The 19830-nt window shown below is 39.9% G+C and carries 19 protein-coding genes; 18 read left to right on the top strand and 1 reads right to left on the bottom strand.

The genetic code is table 11. The features are described from left to right. Positions 1–166 precede the first annotated feature (166 nt). The 11 genes from FQ204_RS04610 to dnaJ all read left to right on the top strand — a co-directional run bounded on the left by FQ204_RS04610 (position 167) and on the right by dnaJ (position 12134). Complete coding sequence (locus FQ204_RS04610; protein ID WP_144209196.1) at positions 167–2065, top strand: heparinase II/III family protein; 1899 nt, start codon at positions 167–169, stop codon at positions 2063–2065. Between the two features lie 82 nt (positions 2066–2147). Beyond that, positions 2148–3152, top strand: coding sequence for a LacI family DNA-binding transcriptional regulator (locus FQ204_RS04605; RefSeq protein ID WP_003070602.1), 1005 nt, complete (start codon positions 2148–2150; stop codon positions 3150–3152). A gap of 111 nt (positions 3153–3263) precedes the next feature. Further along, positions 3264–3530, top strand: coding sequence for an ACT domain-containing protein (locus tag FQ204_RS04600; protein WP_003035507.1), 267 nt, complete (start codon positions 3264–3266; stop codon positions 3528–3530). A 13-nt stretch (positions 3531–3543) separates the two neighbouring features. After that, positions 3544–4881 (top strand): PFL family protein, encoded by a 1338-nt coding sequence (locus tag FQ204_RS04595; protein ID WP_006268307.1) that lies wholly within the window; start codon positions 3544–3546, stop codon positions 4879–4881. A 201-nt stretch (positions 4882–5082) separates the two neighbouring features. Further along, on the top strand, positions 5083–5778 hold the full coding sequence (locus FQ204_RS04590) for a histidine phosphatase family protein (RefSeq protein ID WP_037597982.1): 696 nt from the start codon (positions 5083–5085) through the stop codon (positions 5776–5778). Between the two features lie 135 nt (positions 5779–5913). Next, positions 5914–6609 (top strand): histidine phosphatase family protein, encoded by a 696-nt coding sequence (locus FQ204_RS04585; RefSeq protein ID WP_144209193.1) that lies wholly within the window; start codon positions 5914–5916, stop codon positions 6607–6609. 266 nt (positions 6610–6875) lie between these two features. Continuing rightward, positions 6876–7910, top strand: a complete 1035-nt coding sequence (gene hrcA, locus FQ204_RS04580) for a heat-inducible transcriptional repressor HrcA (RefSeq protein ID WP_144209191.1) — start codon at positions 6876–6878, stop codon at positions 7908–7910. Between the two features lie 8 nt (positions 7911–7918). Continuing rightward, positions 7919–8476 carry a nucleotide exchange factor GrpE gene (grpE, locus tag FQ204_RS04575; protein WP_144209217.1) on the top strand — a complete coding sequence of 186 codons (558 nt, stop codon included), beginning with the start codon at positions 7919–7921 and terminating at the stop codon, positions 8474–8476. 63 nt (positions 8477–8539) lie between these two features. Beyond that, positions 8540–10372, top strand: a complete 1833-nt coding sequence (dnaK, locus tag FQ204_RS04570; protein ID WP_144209188.1) for a molecular chaperone DnaK — start codon at positions 8540–8542, stop codon at positions 10370–10372. 17 nt (positions 10373–10389) lie between these two features. Next, positions 10390–10734: a hypothetical protein gene (locus tag FQ204_RS04565; protein ID WP_144209185.1), complete on the top strand. Its 345-nt coding sequence runs from the start codon at positions 10390–10392 to the stop codon at positions 10732–10734. 266 nt (positions 10735–11000) lie between these two features. Continuing rightward, positions 11001–12134 carry a molecular chaperone DnaJ gene (dnaJ, locus tag FQ204_RS04560; RefSeq protein ID WP_144209182.1) on the top strand — a complete coding sequence of 378 codons (1134 nt, stop codon included), beginning with the start codon at positions 11001–11003 and terminating at the stop codon, positions 12132–12134. A gap of 246 nt (positions 12135–12380) precedes the next feature. On the opposite strand, the gene FQ204_RS04555 is transcribed toward dnaJ, so the two are convergent. Beyond that, the gene (locus FQ204_RS04555) at positions 12381–12866 is read right to left on the bottom strand and encodes an NUDIX hydrolase (RefSeq protein WP_144209179.1); all 486 of its coding nucleotides are present in this window, start codon (positions 12864–12866) and stop codon (positions 12381–12383) included. A gap of 111 nt (positions 12867–12977) precedes the next feature. Between FQ204_RS04555 and truA the strand changes: the two genes are divergently transcribed. From truA to FQ204_RS04520, 7 genes are all read left to right on the top strand, one after another. After that, positions 12978–13727 carry a tRNA pseudouridine(38-40) synthase TruA gene (truA, locus tag FQ204_RS04550; protein ID WP_144209176.1) on the top strand — a complete coding sequence of 250 codons (750 nt, stop codon included), beginning with the start codon at positions 12978–12980 and terminating at the stop codon, positions 13725–13727. Further along, entirely contained in the window at positions 13717–14490 is a 774-nt protein-coding gene (locus FQ204_RS04545) for a bifunctional hydroxymethylpyrimidine kinase/phosphomethylpyrimidine kinase (protein WP_144209173.1), read from the top strand. The genes truA and FQ204_RS04545 overlap by 11 nt, the downstream gene beginning before the upstream one ends. Further along, complete coding sequence (locus FQ204_RS04540) at positions 14468–14935, top strand: ECF transporter S component (protein WP_144209170.1); 468 nt, start codon at positions 14468–14470, stop codon at positions 14933–14935. The genes FQ204_RS04545 and FQ204_RS04540 overlap by 23 nt, the downstream gene beginning before the upstream one ends. A 94-nt stretch (positions 14936–15029) precedes the next feature. Next, complete coding sequence (locus FQ204_RS04535; protein ID WP_144209214.1) at positions 15030–15593, top strand: TIGR01440 family protein; 564 nt, start codon at positions 15030–15032, stop codon at positions 15591–15593. Between the two features lie 119 nt (positions 15594–15712). Beyond that, the gene (gene tig, locus FQ204_RS04530; RefSeq protein WP_144209167.1) at positions 15713–16996 is read left to right on the top strand and encodes a trigger factor; all 1284 of its coding nucleotides are present in this window, start codon (positions 15713–15715) and stop codon (positions 16994–16996) included. A 236-nt stretch (positions 16997–17232) separates the two neighbouring features. Further along, entirely contained in the window at positions 17233–17820 is a 588-nt protein-coding gene (rpoE, locus tag FQ204_RS04525; protein ID WP_144209164.1) for a DNA-directed RNA polymerase subunit delta, read from the top strand. Positions 17821–18063: 243 nt separating this feature from the next. Next, on the top strand, positions 18064–19674 hold the full coding sequence (locus FQ204_RS04520) for a CTP synthase (protein ID WP_144209161.1): 1611 nt from the start codon (positions 18064–18066) through the stop codon (positions 19672–19674). The last annotated feature ends 156 nt before the right edge of the window (positions 19675–19830 follow it).

Below are 19830 nucleotides of genomic sequence, written 5' to 3'. Positions count from 1 at the left end.
ACCTCAAAGCGTACTGTATAATAAATCAACAACTAGATGACAGATTAGGTTCTCTTCCAGGCTTAAAAAAGCGAATGGAGAGAACCTAATCTGCTTTGTAGGGTAGGATAAAAGGCAGATTTCTAGAGAAGCAGAACTGTATCAACCATTTTTTAGGTAAGGAAATATGAAACAAGAACGAACTATTTTTTTTGAAGATTTTGATATAGAGTATTATCGACATTATATTCTTCGCTATCAAAAGGAAGAATATAGCCGCATTCAGCACTCCCTTGAACGAATGTTTAGCCATTATTTTTTGTTTGATGGAAATTGGGATATGGAGCCGTGCCCGAGAAAACATCAGATTCAGCCGATGAATTGGGAAGTGCTATTTGAAGAAGATCCAGAGTGGACGTACATGCTCAATCGGCAGGAGTATTTACTGAACTTTGTTATTGGTTACTTGGTCGAGGGAGACATGCGATATATTCAAAAATTGAAGTTTTTCATTTTTGATTGGATAGAGCAAGTACAGGAATTTTCTCCGCAATCTTTGACGACTAGAACCTTAGATACAGGGATTCGCTGTTTTACTTGGTTGAAAATTTTGCTGTTTTTACTGGAATTGGATTTGCTGGAAGAAAAGGAGTTGCAAATCATTTACCGCTCTCTTGAAACTCAGATTCATTTTATGAGAAGGTGTTATCGTGATAAGTATACACTCAGTAATTGGGGGATTTTGCAGACCATTCCAATGATTGCCATCTATCATTTCTTTTCAGAACAGCTCGATATTGAAGAAGAATATCTGTTTGCAATAGAAGAATTACAGCAACAGGTACAAATTCAAATTTTGGAAGATGGCACCCAGTTTGAGCAGTCTATTTTGTATCATGTAGAAGTTTATAAAGCTCTGTTAGAATTGTGTATCTTGCTACCAGAGTTGAAGCACAAGTATGCGACTTTGTTAGGAAAAATGGCTACCTACATTCAGATGATGACAGGCTTGGATGGAAAGACGATTGCTTTTGGTGATAGCGACTGTACAGATACGTGGGATATTCTGAATTTATCTGCCCTCGTTTTAGAAGATGAACAATTACTCTCATTAAAAAATTCATACTTAGATCCATATAGTTTGCTGTTGGTTGGGAGAAAAGGTGCTGATCGTTTAGCAACATTAAAAGCTCAAAAACAAGGAACAAGAACTGCTTTTTTCAAGGATTCTGGTCAGGTTTGTATTCAGACACCTCGGAGCCATTTCTTTTTCAAAAATGGACCGATGGGCAGCGCCCATACTCACAGTGATCAAAATAGCTTTTGCCTACAGGATCAAGGCAAGCTAATTTTTGTGGATTCTGGTCGCTATACCTACAGAGAGATAGGAGAACGTTCTGTTCTAAAAAGTGCTTGGAGTCACACCGGATGTATCCTTGATGAGACACCGCCTGAAATAGTATCTGGTTCTTGGGATTATGAAAATTATCCACAATCTTTGTTTTGTGACTATCAAAGAGTTTCAGATGCTCATTATGTGGAAGGCAGTTATCTGGCTTCAAATCCATCTTCTTACTTGCATACTCGGAAAATCATCATGTTGGAAGAAGGTGTTTGGTTTGTAGTGGATGACATTAGATGTGCCGGAGATCATAAGTTACGAACTCAATTTATACTAGATAGTCAAGTTATCTACAGTCCAAGTCAAGTCAATGACCTTAAGATTTGGAGCGAGATTCCGCTGGTGTTAGAAAAAACGTTCATTTCTAAGAAATACAATGAACTGGAAGAAAGTCATAAATTGGTCAAAATACAGAAATTTTCAGATCGAATCATTGATGCCACTCTGATTATGGATCAATCATTTGCTGTAAAATATCATACAGTTTATCAAACAGATGGGCGCCGGCTTCCTAATGCACTTGCACTTGAAATAGAAAATGACTGCACAAATAAACTGATCTTAGTGTTAAATGATGATATTTACAAAGGAGAAAAATTATGTGTGGTCAATGGTATTAAAATGAGAGGAAAATGTGTTATCTATGACAAAAAAACTTGTACAAAAATCAGACTAAAAAGTTAGAAAAGTCTGATTTTATGGGATTTGAAGCCATCGTTTTGTGATAAAATATGTTATAATATGAGTGCTTAGGAGGGACCTTAAATTGGCAAAAAAATTGACCATAAAAGATATTGCAGAAATTGCTCAGACCTCAAAAACGACTGTTTCCTTTTACTTAAATGGTAAATATGAAAAAATGTCTCAGGAAACCAGAGAGAAAATCAAAAAGGTTATTGAAGAGACTAATTATAAGCCTAGCATTGTAGCGCGCAGCCTCAACTCCAAGCGAACCAAATTGATTGGCGTTTTGATTGGCGATATTACCAATAGTTTTTCAAATCAGATTGTCAAAGGAATTGAGGATATTGCACATCAAAATGGTTATCAGGTTATGATTGGAAATAGCAATTACAACCAAGAAAGTGAAGACAAATATATCGAAAGTATGCTTTTGTTAGGAGTGGATGGTTTCATTATTCAGCCGACTTCAAACTTTAGAAAATATTCTCGCATTATTGAGGAAAAAAAGAAACGAATGGTCTTTTTTGATAGTCAATTGTATGAACATCGGACAAGTTGGGTCAAAACGAATAATTACGATGCAGTCTATGATGTGACACAGGCTTGTGTTGCAAAAGGTTATGAAAAATATATTCTCATCACAGCAGATATTAGCCGATTGAGTACACGGATTGAACGAGCTAGTGGCTTTATGGATGCTTTGGCAGATTCCAACTTAGAATATACAAGTTTGATTATTGAGGATGAGCACACTGACTTAGGTAAAATGAAAGAATTTTTGCAAAAGGAAGTCAATTCAGGAGAGAAAACCTTAGTTTTTGCACCAAATTGCTGGGCTTTGCCACTAGTGTTTACCGTTATGAAAGACTTGGATTTTGATATACCAAATGTGGGCTTGATTGGTTTTGATAATACAGAATGGACGAGCTTATCTTCACCAAGCATCACGACAATTGTCCAACCAGCTTTTGAAGAAGGGCAGCAAGCAACGAAAATTCTGATTGATCAGATTGAAGGTCGTCATCAGGAAGAAAAGCAGCAAGTGCTGGATTGTCGTGTTCATTGGAAAGAATCGACAATCAATTGATAACGATTAAGCAAGGCTTGAGGATTAAAAGTCGGATTTTTCTCTTTCAGTTTATGCAAATTTCCTTTACTTATGCTACAATAGGAAAAAGTATGTTGATTGGAGCAAAGAATGAAAGCGATTATTACGGTTGTTGGCAAGGATAGAACGGGGATTGTGGCAGGAGTGTCTAGCAAGATTGCAGAGCTTGGTTTGAATATTGATGATATTTCACAAACGGTTTTAGATGAATTTTTCACGATGATGGCAGTCGTTTCTAGTGATGAAAAGAAAGATTTCACTGTTTTGCGCGAGGAGTTTGAAGCCTTTGGCAAAACTCTCAATATTAAAATCAATATTCAAAGTGCAGCAATTTTTGATGCCATGTACAATATCTAACAGAGGTGAAAAAATGGATATAAAGCAGGTTACTGAAACGATTGCCATGATTGAGGAGCAGAATTTTGATATTCGGACTATCACTATGGGCATTTCACTTCTCGACTGTATTGATACGGATATTGAGCGAGCGGCGGGAAAAATCTATCAGAAGATTACCAGTAAAGCTAGAGATTTGGTAGCTGTCGGAGATGAAATTGCTGCGGAGCTAGGGATTCCCATTGTCAACAAGCGAGTTTCTGTCACGCCTATTTCCCTAATTGGGGCAGCGACCGATAGTGAGGATTATGTGCCACTGGCAAAGGCGCTGGATCGAGCAGCAAAAGAAATCGGTGTTGACTTTATCGGTGGTTTTTCTGCTCTGGTGCAAAAGGGTTATCAAAAAGGAGATGAAATCCTTATCCGTTCCATTCCGCGAGCTTTAGCGGAGACTGATAAGGTTTGCTCCTCTGTCAATATTGGTTCCACCAAGTCAGGCATTAACATGACGGCGGTGGCAGACATGGGACGTGTCATCAAGGAAACGGCTGAACTTTCTGATATGGGAGCTGCGAAATTAGTTGTTTTTGCGAATGCTGTCGAGGACAATCCTTTCATGGCAGGAGCTTTTCACGGTGTCGGTGAAGCGGATGTAGTCATCAATGTTGGGGTTTCTGGTCCTGGTGTTGTCAAGCGTGCGCTGGAAAAAGTCCGTGGTGAGAGCTTTGATGTGGTGGCAGAAACGGTTAAGAAAACAGCCTTTAAAATCACTCGTATCGGTCAATTGGTCGGTCAAATGGCTTCAGAGCGCCTAGGTGTGAAATTTGGAATTGTTGATTTAAGTTTGGCACCAACGCCAGCTGTTGGGGATTCTGTCGCTCGTGTTTTGGAAGAAATGGGATTGGAAACGGTCGGTACGCATGGAACGACGGCAGCTTTGGCTTTGCTTAATGACCAAGTCAAAAAAGGTGGCGTAATGGCTTGCAATCAAGTCGGCGGTTTGTCTGGTGCTTTCATTCCAGTTTCAGAAGACGAGGGGATGATTGCAGCAGTTCAAAATGGATCTCTCAATCTAGAAAAATTAGAAGCCATGACTGCTATCTGCTCAGTAGGCTTGGATATGATTGCGATTCCTGCGGCAACACCTGCTGAAACCATTGCAGCTATGATTGCCGATGAAGCGGCAATTGGCGTTATCAATCAGAAAACGACAGCGGTGCGGATTATTCCTAAAGGAAAAGAAGGGGACATGATTGAATTTGGTGGTCTTTTAGGAACGGCTCCGGTCATGAAAGTTAATCAGGCGTCATCTGTTGATTTTATCGCGCGTGGTGGACAAATTCCAGCACCAATTCATAGTTTTAAAAATTAAAATGAGAGTGGGACAGAAATCAGTAGTTTCGTAGAAACTTGATTTCATCGTCCCACCTCCGCACGGTTGAGTAGGGCTGTAAAAGTTGATTTATCAACGTATTAGAGTCCACTCAGCCACTGCGTCTTATAATTATGACTATATAAGCAAAGGAAGCTGAGCACTTTTGTCCCAGCTTCTTCTTTTGAAAAGGAGATTAAAATGACAAAAACGAAATTATACATTATTCGTCATGGAAAAACGATGTTTAATACAATTGGTCGGGCGCAAGGATGGAGTGATACGCCACTTACGGCTGAAGGGGAACGTGGCATCCATGAATTAGGAATTGGTCTGCGAGAGTCGGGGTTGAAATTTTCTAAAGCTTTTTCCAGTGACTCTGGGCGAACGATTCAGACCATGGGGATTGTCCTTGAAGAACTCGGCTTAACAGGCAACATTCCTTATACTTTTGACAAACGGATTCGTGAGTGGTGTTTCGGAAGTTTTGATGGAGCCTATGGTGGTGAGCTTTTTTATGGCGTGATTCCACGAGTTCTTAATACAGATGACTATAAGGAGCTGAGTCTACCTGAGTTGGCGAATGGCTTGGTTGAAGTCGATACAGCTGGTTGGGCTGAACCTTGGGAACAATTGAGCAGTCGGATTCTGGATGGGTTTACAGCGATTGCTAAAGATGTAGAAGCTTCTGGCGGGGGCAATGCTCTTGTCGTCAGTCATAGTATGACAATCGGTGCTTTTGCGTATCTGATTGATGAAGCGATTACCAAAAATCCTGGCGTGCAAAATGGTAGTGTAACAGTTGTGGAATATGAAAATGGGAAATTTACCATTCAAACATTAGGAGACATGTCTTATCGCCAAGTGGGTGCTAAGATACTGGAAAAACAAAAATAATTATAAAAACAGGAATGTAAGAAAAGTTGATGTTTACAAATTGTGACTTTTATCTTACTCCTGATTTTTCTTTCATCTCTCAAACGATTTTCTGCAAAAAATGATATAATATAGTGAGAAAAACGGAGGTAAAATATGGCAAAAACAAGATTATACATTGTTCGCCATGGGAAAACCATGTTTAATACAATCGGTCGGGCACAAGGCTGGTCTGATACACCTTTGACCGCTGTGGGAGAACGTGGAATTCGTGAGCTAGGGATTGGACTTCGCAAGTCTGGGATTCAATTTGCAAAAGCTTTTTCTAGTGATAGTGGGCGGACGATTCAAACCATGGGGATTCTGCTAGAGGAACTCGGTTTAACAGGACGCATTCCTTATCGCACAGATAAACGACTTCGCGAATGGTGTTTTGGCAGTTTTGATGGAGCCTATGATGGCGAATTGTTCATGGGAGTGATGCCGCGTGTTTTTAATGTAGAGCATGTTCATCAATTGAGTTATCCTGAGTTGGCCGAAGGTCTGGTGGAAGTGGATACTGCTGGTTGGGCTGAAAGTTGGGAAAAATTGAGCAATCGTATTTGGACAGGATTTTCAGACATTGCAAAAGAAATAGAAGCCTCTGGTGGTGGCAATGCTTTGATTGCTAGCCACGGCATGACTATTGGAACTTTTGTATATCTCATTGACCAAACAAGACCGCATGGTTTAGACAATGGCAGTGTGACGGTCGTTGAATACGAAGATGGTCGCTTCACAGTTGATTGTATTGGAGATATGTCTTACTGCACTGTCGGCAAGAAAATACTGGATGACGGTGAGCAAGAGTAGTTTTTAGTAGTGCAATTCGTGTGAATTTGCTGCGGTTTTATTTAACATTGAAGAAAGTTTAAGATTTATAACATCTTCTATAAGATATTTTGTAGGTCCTCAGACTGATTTTTAGCACTCTTACAAAAAGAGTGCTAATTTTTTGAGTTTTTGTCTTGACTTTAAAATTGAACCGTGTATAATAGAATCATAAGTTAGCACTCAGGTATTTAGAGTGCTAAAAAGAAAATCTCGTATTCCAGCTTAAAGCTGAAAGGGGTGATGTCATGGTAACGGAACGTCAGAATGAGATTTTAAACTTAATCATTGACATCTTTACAAAGACCCATGAGCCAGTCGGATCCAAAGCTCTGCAAGAATCAATCAAGTCTAGCAGCGCAACGATTCGTAATGATATGGCTGTTCTTGAAAAACAAGGTCTTTTAGAAAAAGCACATACATCAAGCGGACGCAAACCCAGTGTGGCAGGTTTTCAATACTTTGTCAAACACTCCCTTTCCTTTGATCGTCTTGCTGAAAATGAACTCTATGAAGTAATCAAGGCATTTGACCGTGAATTCTTCAAATTAGAGGACATTCTTCAACAGGCAGCGGACGTTCTTTCAACGTTAAGTGGCTGTACGGTGGTAGCACTTGATGTAGAACCAAGCCAACAGCGCTTGACTGCTTTTGACATTGTGATCCTCAGCCAGCATACAGCTTTGGCGGTTTTCACCTTGGATGAGTCCAATACGATCACCAGCCAGTTCATGATTCCGCGTAATTTCTTGCGAGGTGATTTGATTCAGCTGAAAGAATTGATTCAGGAGCGTTTCTTAGGACAAACAGTTCTTGATATTCACTATAAGATTCGGACAGAGATTCCACAGATTATCCAGCGTTATTTTACAACGACCGATAATGTTATGGATCTTTTCGAGCATATCTTTAGTGATATTTTCAAAGAAAATATCATTGTATCTGGTAAGGTAAAGTTATTACATTTCTCAGATTTAAAGAGTTATCAGTTCTTTGATCAACCGCAAAAAGTGGCTTTTGAAATTCGAGATAGTTTAGCTGAAGATCAAATGCAGGCGGTGCGCGTGGCGGACAGCAGAGAAAGCAGTTTAGCGAATTTAACGCTCATCTCTAGCAAATTCCTCATTCCTTATCGAGGATTTGGGGTGTTGGCAATTGTTGGTCCAGTCAATCTGGATTACCAGCGTGTTGTCAGTCAGCTCAATGTTGTTAATCGTGTCTTGACGATGAAACTGACGGACTTCTATCGGTACTTAAGCAGTAACCATTATGAAGTTCACTAATTATGATTATGATAATTCCTAAAAGGAGGTGCCTAGTGGCAGAGAACAAACAAGAAGAAGTAAAAGAAGAGGAAGTTTCAGTAGAAGAAACTTCTGAGGAGACGACAGCAGAGGTAACTCCTGAGAAGTCCGAATTGGACTTGGCAAATGAGCGCGCAGACGAATTTGAAAACAAATATCTTCGTGCAGCTGCTGAAATGCAAAATATTCAGCGCCGAGCAAATGAAGAGCGTCAGCAATTGCAAAAATATCGCAGTCAAGACTTAGGAAAAGCAATCCTTCCTTCGTTGGATAACTTAGAACGTGCCTTGGCTGTTGAGGGATTGACTGATGATGTCCGAAAAGGACTGGAAATGGTACAGGAAAGTTTGATAGCCGCCCTGAAAGATGAAGGCATTGAGGAAGTAGCAACAGATGGTGAATTTGACCACAATGTTCACATGGCTATCCAGACGGTGCCGGCAGATGATAATCACCCAGCTGGAAGCATCGCGCAAGTTTTCCAAAAAGGCTACAAACTCCATGAACGTCTCCTAAGACCAGCTATGGTAGTGGTAGCAGAATAAAAAATCTCGTCCGAAACGACGGTAAACTATGAACGTAAAAAAATAAAAAAAGAGGAAAAAATAATGAGCAAAATTATTGGTATTGACTTAGGTACAACAAACTCAGCAGTTGCAGTTCTTGAAGGAACTGAAAGTAAAATTATTGCAAACCCAGAAGGTAACCGTACAACACCATCTGTTGTGTCCTTCAAAAACGGTGAAATCATCGTTGGTGACGCTGCAAAACGTCAAGCAGTGACAAACCCTGACACGATTATCTCCATTAAATCAAAAATGGGTTCATCTGAAAAAGTTTCTGCTAACGGTAAAGAATACACACCGCAAGAAATCTCAGCGATGATTCTTCAATACTTGAAAGGCTATGCTGAAGATTATCTTGGTGAAAAAGTAACCAAAGCAGTTATCACGGTTCCTGCTTACTTCAATGACGCACAACGTCAAGCTACAAAGGATGCTGGTAAAATCGCTGGTCTTGAAGTAGAACGGATTGTCAACGAACCAACTGCTGCAGCCCTTGCTTACGGTCTTGATAAGACAGATAAAGAAGAAAAAATCTTGGTATTTGACCTTGGTGGTGGTACATTTGACGTATCTATCCTTGAACTCGGTGATGGTGTCTTTGATGTTTTGGCAACAGCTGGAGATAACAAACTCGGTGGTGACGACTTTGACCAAAAGATTATCGACTATATGGTAGCAGAATTCAAAAAAGAAAATGGTATTGACTTGTCAACTGACAAGATGGCTGTGCAACGTTTGAAAGATGCGGCTGAAAAAGCGAAAAAAGATCTTTCTGGTGTGACTTCTACTCAAATCAGCTTGCCATTCATCACAGCTGGTGAAGCTGGACCTCTCCACTTAGAAATGACTTTAACTCGTGCCAAATTTGACGATTTGACCCGTGACCTTGTAGATCGCACAAAAGAACCTGTTCGTCGTGCATTGTCTGACGCTGGTCTTAGCTTGTCAGAGATTGACGAAGTCATCCTTGTTGGTGGTTCAACCCGTATCCCAGCTGTTGTAGAAGCTGTAAAAGCTGAAACTGGTAAAGAGCCAAACAAATCAGTAAACCCTGACGAAGTAGTTGCTATGGGTGCTGCAATCCAAGGTGGTGTCATCACTGGTGATGTCAAAGACGTTGTCCTTCTTGATGTTACACCATTGTCACTTGGTATCGAAACTATGGGTGGAGTATTTACAAAACTCATCGACCGCAACACGACTATCCCAACTTCTAAATCACAAGTCTTCTCTACAGCAGCAGACAATCAACCAGCCGTTGACATCCATGTTCTTCAAGGTGAACGCCCAATGGCAGCAGACAACAAGACACTTGGACGTTTCCAATTGACAGACATTCCTGCTGCTCCTCGTGGAATTCCACAAATCGAAGTAACCTTTGATATCGACAAAAACGGTATCGTATCAGTTAAGGCTAAAGACCTTGGAACTCAAAAAGAACAACATATCGTCATCCAATCTAACTCAGGTTTGACAGATGAAGAAATTGACCGTATGATGAAAGACGCTGAAGCCAACGCTGAAGCAGATAAGAAACGTAAAGAAGAAGTGGATCTTCGTAACGAAGTGGATCAAGCTATCTTTGCAACTGAAAAAACAATCAAAGAAACAGAAGGCAAAGGCTTTGATGCAGAACGTGATGCCGCTCAAGCTGCTCTTGATGAATTGAAAAAAGCCCAAGAAGACGACAACTTGGACGATATGAAAGCAAAACTTGAAGCCCTCAATGAAAAAGCTCAAGCCCTCGCTGTGAAACTTTACGAACAAGCGGCTGCAGCCCAACAAGCTCAAGCAGGAGCGGAAGGAGCAAGCCAAGCAAATACAGGCGACAACAAAGGCGACGATGTCGTAGACGGTGAATTTACTGAGAAGTAAACTACGAGGAGGATTTAATGAAAGTTGATGAACTAATTATCCAACTTGAGAAACAAGGATTAGAAATTCATACCGAGCCAAATAAAGAACAGACTGCTTTATATTATTTAGGTAAGATAATCGGTAATAAATTTTTAGAACTTCATTACAATAAAACTGATGAAGTTACAATAGTGAAATTTTATACAGATACTTTCTTGCCAGCATCTTTAGAAGGTATTGATGAAAACTCAGGTGATGACGACAATTCTATAACACGACAAGTGAGGGCTGAGAATTGTAGTGTTGAAGATATTATTACGGTTGCGGTTGCTAGTTATAATGAAGTAAAAAAGAAGTATCAGTTAAAACATAAAAAATGAAAGAATGATTCAATTTTAAATGGATTAACTAGTACAACCTGAAGCGACAGAGGTTGCAACCCAACCTCTGTTTTTGGATAAAAAAGGAACTGGATTGGGAATTCTCGGTTCGTTTCGCAACACTAATAGAAAGGAACAAAGAGTGTTCGTAACTGAACACGGGCTACGGACTGTGCCAAAAAGATAGTTTTTCCTAGAATCTCTGGATTCTTCGTCAAAACTCCTATTTTGGCTGTGTCCGCTTAACGCCCTTTGTATCTTATATCATGAACAATACTGAATTTTACGACCGTTTAGGCGTTTCTAAAAATGCATCTCAGGATGAGATCAAGAAAGCCTATCGGAAATTATCAAAAAAATATCATCCAGACATCAATAAAGAACCGGGTGCTGAAGAGAAATACAAAGAAGTCCAAGAAGCTTATGAAACTTTGAGTGATGAGCAAAAACGGGCAGCCTATGATCAATATGGTGCTGCGGGTGCTAATGGAGGCTTTGGCGGTGGAGCTGGCGGTTTCGGTGGCTTTGATGGTTCTAGCTTTGGAGGCTTTGAAGATATTTTCTCTAGCTTCTTTGGTGGGGGTGGTGCAAGTCGCAATCCCAACGCACCTCGTCAAGGAGATGACCTTCAATATCGGGTCAATCTTAAGTTTGAAGAAGCGATTTTTGGCACGGACAAAGAAATTAAATACAATCGTGAGGCAACTTGTCATACTTGTCACGGATCTGGTGCGAAACCAGGAACTAGCCCAGCCACTTGTAGTCGCTGTCATGGAGCAGGCGTGATCAATGTAGATACACAAACGCCTCTTGGAATGATGCGTCGTCAAGTCACTTGTGATGTTTGCCATGGACGTGGACAAGAAATCAAAGATCCTTGCCAAACCTGCCATGGAACAGGGCATGAAAAACAAGCCCATAGTGTTCATGTCAAAATCCCAGCAGGTGTCGAAACTGGTCAACAAGTTCGCTTGTCTGGTCAAGGTGAGGCTGGTTTCAATGGTGGACCGTATGGTGATTTGTATGTCGTCGTTCAAGTGGAATCAAGTGATAAGTTTGAGCGGGATGGCTCGACCATTTATTACAAACTGAACCTCAATTTTGTTCAAGCGGCCTTAGGTGACAGCGTTGAAATTCCCACCGTTCACGGAGATGTGGAATTAACCATTCCAGAAGGAACGCAAACAGGCAAGCGATTCCGCCTACGTGGAAAAGGAGCGCCAAGCCTTCGTGGTGGCAGCATGGGTGACCAATATGTCACAGTCAATGTTGTAACACCGACAGGACTTAACGACAAACAAAAAGCAGCGCTGAAAGAGTTTGCAGAAGCTGGTGATATTAAAGTCAATCCAAAGAAAAAAGGCTTCTTTGATAAAATGAAAGATGCCTTTGAACAATAAGAAAAGAGAATGGGACAGAAATCAATCATTCGAAGAATGTGATTTTTCAGCAAGTCCTAGTTTTCTAGTTGCTGACCTAAAACAGTCCACTGGACTGTTTTACTCCCACCTCCGCACAGTCGGTTAGGATAGCCGCTATCACCGATATAGCAAGGGATAAGGATATCCAACCAAGCACTGCGTCTTGCAAGCCAAACTATAAAAAGAAGAGGTTGAGAACTTTTGTCCCAACCTCTTCTTTTTTTGTCACAAGGATAAAAATGTGTGTTTTTCATCTTTGGTGATGACTCGCTTGATACCAGCTGGTAGCGTGGTAACAAGTTTTGTTAGAAAATTTGGATAGGCTTGGTATTCCTCAATTCGCTCTAGTGGTATCCATTCAACTGTTTCGTTAGGAGAGATGCTTGGAAACTGCTGTCCTTTTGGCTTCATCAAGTAATAAAAGGAAATTTCATGGCAATTCAGTCCAGCTAATTTGCCAGGATTTTGTTGGAAAAAATTTTCATGGATGAACAGTAGTCGATCGATTTCGTAGTCCTGTCCGGTTTCTTCCTTAATTTCTCGAAGAACCGCATCTTCTGAAGTTTCGCCCAGCTGAACAGCTCCACCTAAAGGATAAAAATAATCCTCATCAGGATTGGTCATAAAAGCAAGTGCGCCTTCTTCAATAATAACGGCGGCAGCTTTGTAACGAAATCGAGCATTCTCTTCGCAAAAAGTAATATCAGTCATTTATCTTTCCTCCGTATTCTAGTGTAGCATATTTTTTGATGAAAATCTGACCCCAGACAGATAAGTTTATAGTTTCTTGTTTTCCAAACTATTTCTTGTTACAATAAACACATGACACGATATAAAGCGATTATTTCTTACGACGGTCATGACTTTGCTGGTTTTCAACGGCAGCCTCATGCTCGCAGCGTTCAAGAAGAGATTGAAAAGACTTTAACCAAAATCAACAGGGGAGAACCGGTGATTATTCATGGAGCTGGACGCACCGACAGTGGTGTTCATGCTTTGGGGCAGGTTATTCATTTTGATTTGCCGCAAAGAAGAGATGAAGAAAAACTACGTTTTGCACTTGATACGCAAACACCGGAAGACATTGATTTTATCAGTGTAGAAGAGGTGGATGAGGATTTTCATTCTAGATATTGGAAACACAGTAAGACCTATGAATTTATAGTGGATACTGGGCGTCCTAAAAATCCTATGATGCGCCATTATGCAACCCATTATCCCTATTCGCTTGATCTGCATTTGATTGAAGCAGCTATTGCAAAGTTAGAAGGAACCCACGATTTTACAGGTTTCACAGCGTCAGGGACTAGTGTGGACAATAAAGTTCGGACGATTACAAAAGCACGTTTAGATTTTGATGAGAAACGCAACTTTCTGATATTTACTTTCTCTGGAAATGGATTTTTATATAAGCAAATCCGCAATATGGTCGGAACATTGCTGAAGATTGGGAATGGACGAATACCAGTTGAGCAGATTGATAGAATTTTAACAGAGAAGAATCGTCATTTGGCTGGACCAACAGCAGCACCAAATGGACTTTATCTAAAGGAGATACGATATGAAGAATAATCTGATTCTGGCAATTTCAGGGAATGATATTTTTAGTGGTGGCGGATTGCATGCTGATTTAGCAACTTATACAGTCAATCAACTGCATGGTTTTGTAGCGGTGACTTGTCTGACGGCCATGACAGAGCAAGGCTTTGAAGTCATTCCTGTAGACACGATAATCTTTGCCCAGCAGCTCAATTCTCTCAAGAATGTGCCTTTCTCAGCCATTAAACTGGGGCTTTTACCAAATATAAAAGTGGCAGATTTGGCTTTGGATTTTGTGAAAGCTCATGCAGGTATTCCCGTCGTATTAGATCCTGTCTTGGTTTGCAAGGAAACCCATGATGTCGAGGTCTCAGCACTTCGAGATGAATTGATTAAATTTTTCCCTTATGCAAGCATCATCACGCCCAATTTACCAGAAGCCGAACTCTTGGTTCAAAAGGAGTTGCGAACATTGGAGGATGTAAAAGAAGCGGCTAGACTTCTCCATTCCTTGGGTGCTAAATCCGTTGTTATCAAAGGAGGCAACCGCTTAGATGCTCAAAAAGCGATAGATGTTTTTTATGACGGCGAACAGTTTCAAATTTTGGAATCACCTGTTTTAGAAAACAATAACACGGGCGCTGGCTGCACCTTTGCTTCTAGTATTGCCAGTCAGCTATTACTAGGGAAATCAACTTTTGAAGCTGTTCAAATTTCAAAAAAATTTGTTTATCAAGCTATCCAACATTCAGATCAATATGGGGTTGTTCAATATGAAAAAAAATCAGACATATAAACTTGTTCTTTTGTCCATGATTGCTGCGTTGACAGTTGTTTTGGGCTATTATTTAAAAATTCCAACACCAACGGGGATTTTAACTTTCCTTGATGCAGGAATTTTCTTTACTGCCTTTTATTTTGGTAGAAAAGAAGGAGCAATCGTCGGTGGTTTAGCAGGATTTCTCATTGACTTGATTTCAGGTTATCCGCAGTGGATGTTTTTCAGCCTGATTTTTCATGGTCTACAAGGCTATTTTGCAGGTTTTAAAGGAAAAAGTCGCTATCTCGGTTTGGTGTTGGCTACGCTTGTTATGGTAGGAGGTTATGCTTTTGCTTCCACTATCATGCATGGTTGGGGAGCAGCTTTTCCAGAAATATTTCCTAACTTTTGCCAAAATACCTTGGGAATGATTGTCGGAGCTATTTTGAATAAACTGTTGGCAGATGTTTTGAAAAAATAAAACACATAAGGACATTGTGTCCTTTTGTTTCTAAAAACTCTATTTGTAACTATGTTTACAAGCATTTATGATAAAAATGAAACGAGGTAAAATGATGAATTTACAAGAATTGAAAAAACAAACACAAATCATTTTAACAGATGTTTTAGAAAAATCAGCCCTTTCTTCCGGTGATATTTTTGTACTGGGCTTGTCTTCCAGTGAGGTGATTGGAGGACATATTGGAAAAAATTCCAGCCAAGAAGTGGGAGAAGTCATTGTCAAAACCATGCTGGATATGTTATCTGAGTGTGGGCTTTACTTAGCTGTTCAAGGTTGCGAACATGTTAATCGTGCTTTGGTTGTGGAGAAAGAATTGGCGCAAAAACGAAACCTAGAAATTGTCAATGTCTTGCCCACTCTACATGCAGGTGGAAGCGGTCAATTGGCTGCATTTAAATATATGAATACTCCAGTTGAAGTGGAATTTATCACGGCTCAAGCAGGATTGGATATTGGAGACACAGCGATTGGCATGCATGTCAAACACGTCCAAATTCCAGTGCGACCAATTTTGAGAGAATTAGGAGAAGCACATGTGACTGCGCTTGCCAGTCGTCCCAAGCTAATCGGTGGAGCACGAGCTGCTTATCAAAAGGATAAAATTCGGAAAGCATAAAGAGCAAAATCAGCAAATGGACAGAAAAATCATTAAAATTTCATTAGAAAATTTGTGAAATAGTGTGTATTTATGGTATAATTGATTGTATTCAATAAATTTTAAGGAGAAATGACAGAATGTCTGTATCATTTGAAAGCAAAGCAACAAATCGCGGAGTTTTGACATTTACAATCAGTCAAGAACAAATCAAGCCAGAATTGGATCGCGTATTTAACTCAGTTAAGAAAAATCTGAATGTGCCAGGTTTCCGTAAAGGTCATCTTCCTCGTCCAGTATTTAACCAAAGATTTGGTGAAGAAGCTCTTTACCAAGACACATTAAATGCCCTTCTTCCAGCTGCTTATGAAGCTGCAGTTAAAGAAGCAGAGATTGAAGTTGTTGCTCAACCACAATTTGATGTAACATCTATGGAAAAAGGTCAAGACTGGACTATTACTGCTGAAGTCGTTACAAAACCTGAAGTAAAATTAGGTGAGTATAAAAACCTAGAAGTATCTGTTGAAGTTTCTAAAGAAGTATCTGATGCAGATGTAGACGCAAGAATTGAACGCGAACGCAACAATTTAGCAGAGCTTGTATTGAAAGAAGATAAGGCTGCTAATGGTGATACAGTTGTGATTGATTTTGTTGGAACAGTTGGCGGTGTTGAATTTGACGGCGGTAAAGGAGATAACTTCTCACTTGAACTTGGAAGCGGTCAATTTATTCCAGGATTTGAAGACCAATTGGTTGGACATGCTGCTGGTGAAACAGTAGAAGTAAACGTGACATTCCCAGAAGACTATCAAGCAACAGACCTTGCAGGTAAAGATGCTAAATTTGTGACTACGATTCACGAAGTGAAAGAAAAAGAAGTTCCAGCATTAGATGATGAACTTGCCAAAGATATTGACGAAGATGTTGAAACACTTGACGAATTAAAAGAAAAATATCGCAAAGAACTAGCTGAATCAAAAGAAATTGCTTTTGATGATGCAGTTGAATCTGCAGCACTTGACCTTGCAGTAGAAAATGCAGAAATTGTTGAGTTACCAGAAGAAATGGTTCACGAAGAAGTTCATCGCTCTGTGAATGAATTCCTTGGGAACATGCAACGTCAAGGCATTTCACCAGACATGTACTTCCAAATCACTGGTACAACTCAAGAAGATCTTCACAAGCAACATGAAGCTGACGCTGAAAAACGTACTAAAACAAACCTTGTGATTGAAGCTGTTGCGAAAGCAGAAGGATTTGAAGCAAGTGATGAAGACATTGAAGCAGAAATTGCTTCACTTGCAGCAGATTACAGCATGGAAGTAGAACGCGTTCGTCAACTTCTTTCAGCAGACATGTTGAAACATGATATTATTATTAAAAAAGCCGTTGAATTGATTACAAGTACTGCAAAAGTAAAATAATCTAATGATACATAAGGCAAGTTCAGTCGGAGATTCGGCTGAATTGCCTTTTTACTTCTTTTTATATAAAAGCGGAAGTCATTTTAGTAAGAAAGTGATTTTCTTGAATAGAGGATAAAATTCTTTTGACGAAAGAAGATTTTTATCGTACAATAAAAAGTAGCGAAAATTCAATAAATTAAATTTTTGGGAGCCAATATGGGCAAAAGCTCTCAAACCTTAAAAGGAGATCAACTTTGGAATTAGAAGTATTTGCTGGACAAGAAAAAAGTGAACTTTCTATGATTGAAGTAGCGCGTGCTATCTTAGAAACACGTGGTCGCAATCATGAAATGTATTTTAACGATCTTGTAAATGAAATTCAAAATTACCTTGAAAAATCAAATAGTGATATTCGTGAAGCCTTGCCGCTTTTTTATACAGAGTTAAATGTGGACGGCAGTTTCATTCCCCTAGGGGATAACAAGTGGGGCTTGCGTTCATGGTATGCGATTGACGAAGTGGATGAAGAAATTATCACACTTGAAGAAGATGATGAAGAAGCTCCTAAGAAACGGAAGAAAAAACGTGTGAATGCCTTTATGGACGGAGATGAAAATGCCATTGATTACAATGACGATGATCCAGAAGATGAAGATTCATACGAAGTAGACCCTGCCCTTAACTATGACGAGGACAATCCGGACGACGAGAAGAGTGAAGTTGAAGCGTATGATGCTGAAATCAATGAAATCGCACCTGATGATTTAGGGGAAGAAGTCGAACTCAATGAAGAAGACGAGGATTACTCAGATGATGAGGTAGATCCAGAAGACGAAGAATAGTTAAGTTTAGCAACATCTTCTTTTCTTATTTGACAAAAAATCTATTCTGCGATATTATAATATCGGGCACTTCTTTTAAAGAAGTCAAAGGCTCCCTAGCTCTAGGGAGCTGTTTTTGTTTTTGCTATTATAGAAGTGAGCACGCCTGAAAGCATCGAAAAAGGAAAGACTGATTTGTGAATGGTCGTTCCCCATTTTCGTACGTTTTCTAAACGGGTTTTGTATCTTAGATAAGGAGAATTTATGGCAACAAAATATATTTTTGTTACAGGTGGTGTAGTTAGTTCGATTGGTAAAGGGATTGTGGCAGCAAGTCTTGGTCGTCTTTTGAAAAATCGTGGTCTTAAGGTAACCATTCAAAAGTTTGACCCCTATATCAATATTGACCCGGGGACGATGAGTCCTTACCAACACGGGGAAGTGTTTGTGACAGACGATGGCGCAGAAACTGACTTAGACCTTGGACACTATGAACGTTTTATTGATATTAACCTAAATAAATATTCAAATGTCACAACGGGTAAGATCTATAGCGAAGTTCTTCGTAAAGAGCGTAAAGGTGAGTATCTTGGAGCAACTGTTCAGGTCATTCCACACATTACAGATGCTTTGAAAGAAAAGATTAAACGTGCTGCAACGACAACAGACTCTGATGTGATTATCACAGAAGTAGGAGGAACTGTTGGAGATATTGAAAGCTTGCCATTCTTAGAAGCTCTTCGTCAAATGAAGGCAGATGTCGGTGCAGATAATGTAATGTATATTCACACGACCTTGCTTCCATATCTTAAGGCAGCTGGGGAAATGAAAACCAAGCCAACTCAACATTCTGTAAAAGAATTGCGTGGCCTGGGAATTCAACCAAACATGCTTGTCATTCGTACTGAAAAGCCAGCAGGTCAAAATATTAAAAATAAATTGGCGCAATTTTGTGACGTAGCACCAGAAGCGGTGATTGAGTCGCTAGATGTGGAACATTTGTATCAAATTCCGCTGAATTTGCAAGCACAAAATATGGACCAAATCGTTTGTGACCACTTGAAGTTAGACGTGCCAGAAGCAGATATGACAGATTGGTCTGCTATGGTTGATAAAGTCATGAACTTGAAGAAACAAGTAAAAATTGCACTGGTTGGGAAATATGTGGAACTACCAGATGCTTATATCTCTGTTGTAGAAGCTCTCAAGCACTCTGGTTATGCCAACGATGCGGAAATCAAGCTAAATTGGGTCAATGCGAATGATGTCACAACTGAAAATGTCGCCGAATTGCTGAAAGATGCAGACGGTATTATTGTGCCAGGTGGATTTGGTCACCGTGGAACCGAAGGAAAGATTGCGACCATTCAATATGCGCGTGAAAATGATGTGCCAATGCTTGGTATTTGCCTTGGTATGCAGTTGACTTGTGTTGAGTTTGCTCGCCATGTGCTAGGATTTGATGATGCTAATTCTTCAGAATTAAATCCTGATACGAAGCACCCTGTTATTGATTTGATGCGTGATCAGATTGATGTAGAAGATATGGGAGGAACGCTTCGCTTAGGACTGTATCCGTCTAAGTTGAAACGTGGTTCCAAAGCCGCTGCAGCTTATGACAATCAAGAAGTTGTTCAGCGTCGTCACCGCCACCGTTACGAATTTAACAATGAATTCCGTCAACAATTTGAAGACGCAGGATTTGTCTTCTCAGGAGTTTCACCTGATAATCGTCTGGTAGAAATTATTGAAATTCCAGAAAATAAATTCTTTGTAGCTTGTCAATACCACCCGGAATTATCCAGCCGTCCTAATCGTCCAGAAGGACTTTATACAGCTTTTGTCACAGCTGCAGTTGAAAATAGTGAAAAATAAATAAGCGGGACAGGTTTCCACGATTGGCATCACAATCTGGATTCTGTTCCAATCTTTTTAATATTTTTCATAAATAGAAAGTCTTATCAGTATAACAAACTGTTCAAGATTTTAAATGAAATCTACAACTAGATTGTCATAAAAAACAGTGGTTTA

The organism is Streptococcus constellatus (assembly GCF_902167705.1).
In the GTDB taxonomy this organism is placed as follows: domain Bacteria; phylum Bacillota; class Bacilli; order Lactobacillales; family Streptococcaceae; genus Streptococcus; species Streptococcus constellatus_A.
This window is presented reverse-complemented; position numbering and strand designations above follow the sequence as displayed.

Excerpts from the sequence above, each read along its gene's own strand:
- FQ204_RS04540 (WP_144209170.1), top strand. The coding sequence starts at position 14,468 with ATGAAAAAAAATCAGACATATAAACTTGTTCTTTTGTCCATGATTGCT.
- FQ204_RS04520 (WP_144209161.1), top strand. The coding sequence starts at position 18,064 with ATGGCAACAAAATATATTTTTGTTACAGGTGGTGTAGTTAGTTCGATT.
- truA (WP_144209176.1), top strand. The coding sequence starts at position 12,978 with ATGACACGATATAAAGCGATTATTTCTTACGACGGTCATGACTTTGCT.
- FQ204_RS04535 (WP_144209214.1), top strand. The coding sequence starts at position 15,030 with ATGAATTTACAAGAATTGAAAAAACAAACACAAATCATTTTAACAGAT.
- dnaK (WP_144209188.1), top strand. The coding sequence starts at position 8,540 with ATGAGCAAAATTATTGGTATTGACTTAGGTACAACAAACTCAGCAGTT.
- FQ204_RS04545 (WP_144209173.1), top strand. The coding sequence starts at position 13,717 with ATGAAGAATAATCTGATTCTGGCAATTTCAGGGAATGATATTTTTAGT.
- FQ204_RS04600 (WP_003035507.1), top strand. The coding sequence starts at position 3,264 with ATGAAAGCGATTATTACGGTTGTTGGCAAGGATAGAACGGGGATTGTG.
- FQ204_RS04610 (WP_144209196.1), top strand. The coding sequence starts at position 167 with ATGAAACAAGAACGAACTATTTTTTTTGAAGATTTTGATATAGAGTAT.
- FQ204_RS04595 (WP_006268307.1), top strand. The coding sequence starts at position 3,544 with ATGGATATAAAGCAGGTTACTGAAACGATTGCCATGATTGAGGAGCAG.
- tig (WP_144209167.1), top strand. The coding sequence starts at position 15,713 with ATGTCTGTATCATTTGAAAGCAAAGCAACAAATCGCGGAGTTTTGACA.
- FQ204_RS04585 (WP_144209193.1), top strand. The coding sequence starts at position 5,914 with ATGGCAAAAACAAGATTATACATTGTTCGCCATGGGAAAACCATGTTT.
- FQ204_RS04555 (WP_144209179.1), bottom strand. The coding sequence starts at position 12,866 with ATGACTGATATTACTTTTTGCGAAGAGAATGCTCGATTTCGTTACAAA.
- FQ204_RS04590 (WP_037597982.1), top strand. The coding sequence starts at position 5,083 with ATGACAAAAACGAAATTATACATTATTCGTCATGGAAAAACGATGTTT.
- hrcA (WP_144209191.1), top strand. The coding sequence starts at position 6,876 with ATGGTAACGGAACGTCAGAATGAGATTTTAAACTTAATCATTGACATC.
- FQ204_RS04565 (WP_144209185.1), top strand. The coding sequence starts at position 10,390 with ATGAAAGTTGATGAACTAATTATCCAACTTGAGAAACAAGGATTAGAA.
- dnaJ (WP_144209182.1), top strand. The coding sequence starts at position 11,001 with ATGAACAATACTGAATTTTACGACCGTTTAGGCGTTTCTAAAAATGCA.
- grpE (WP_144209217.1), top strand. The coding sequence starts at position 7,919 with ATGATAATTCCTAAAAGGAGGTGCCTAGTGGCAGAGAACAAACAAGAA.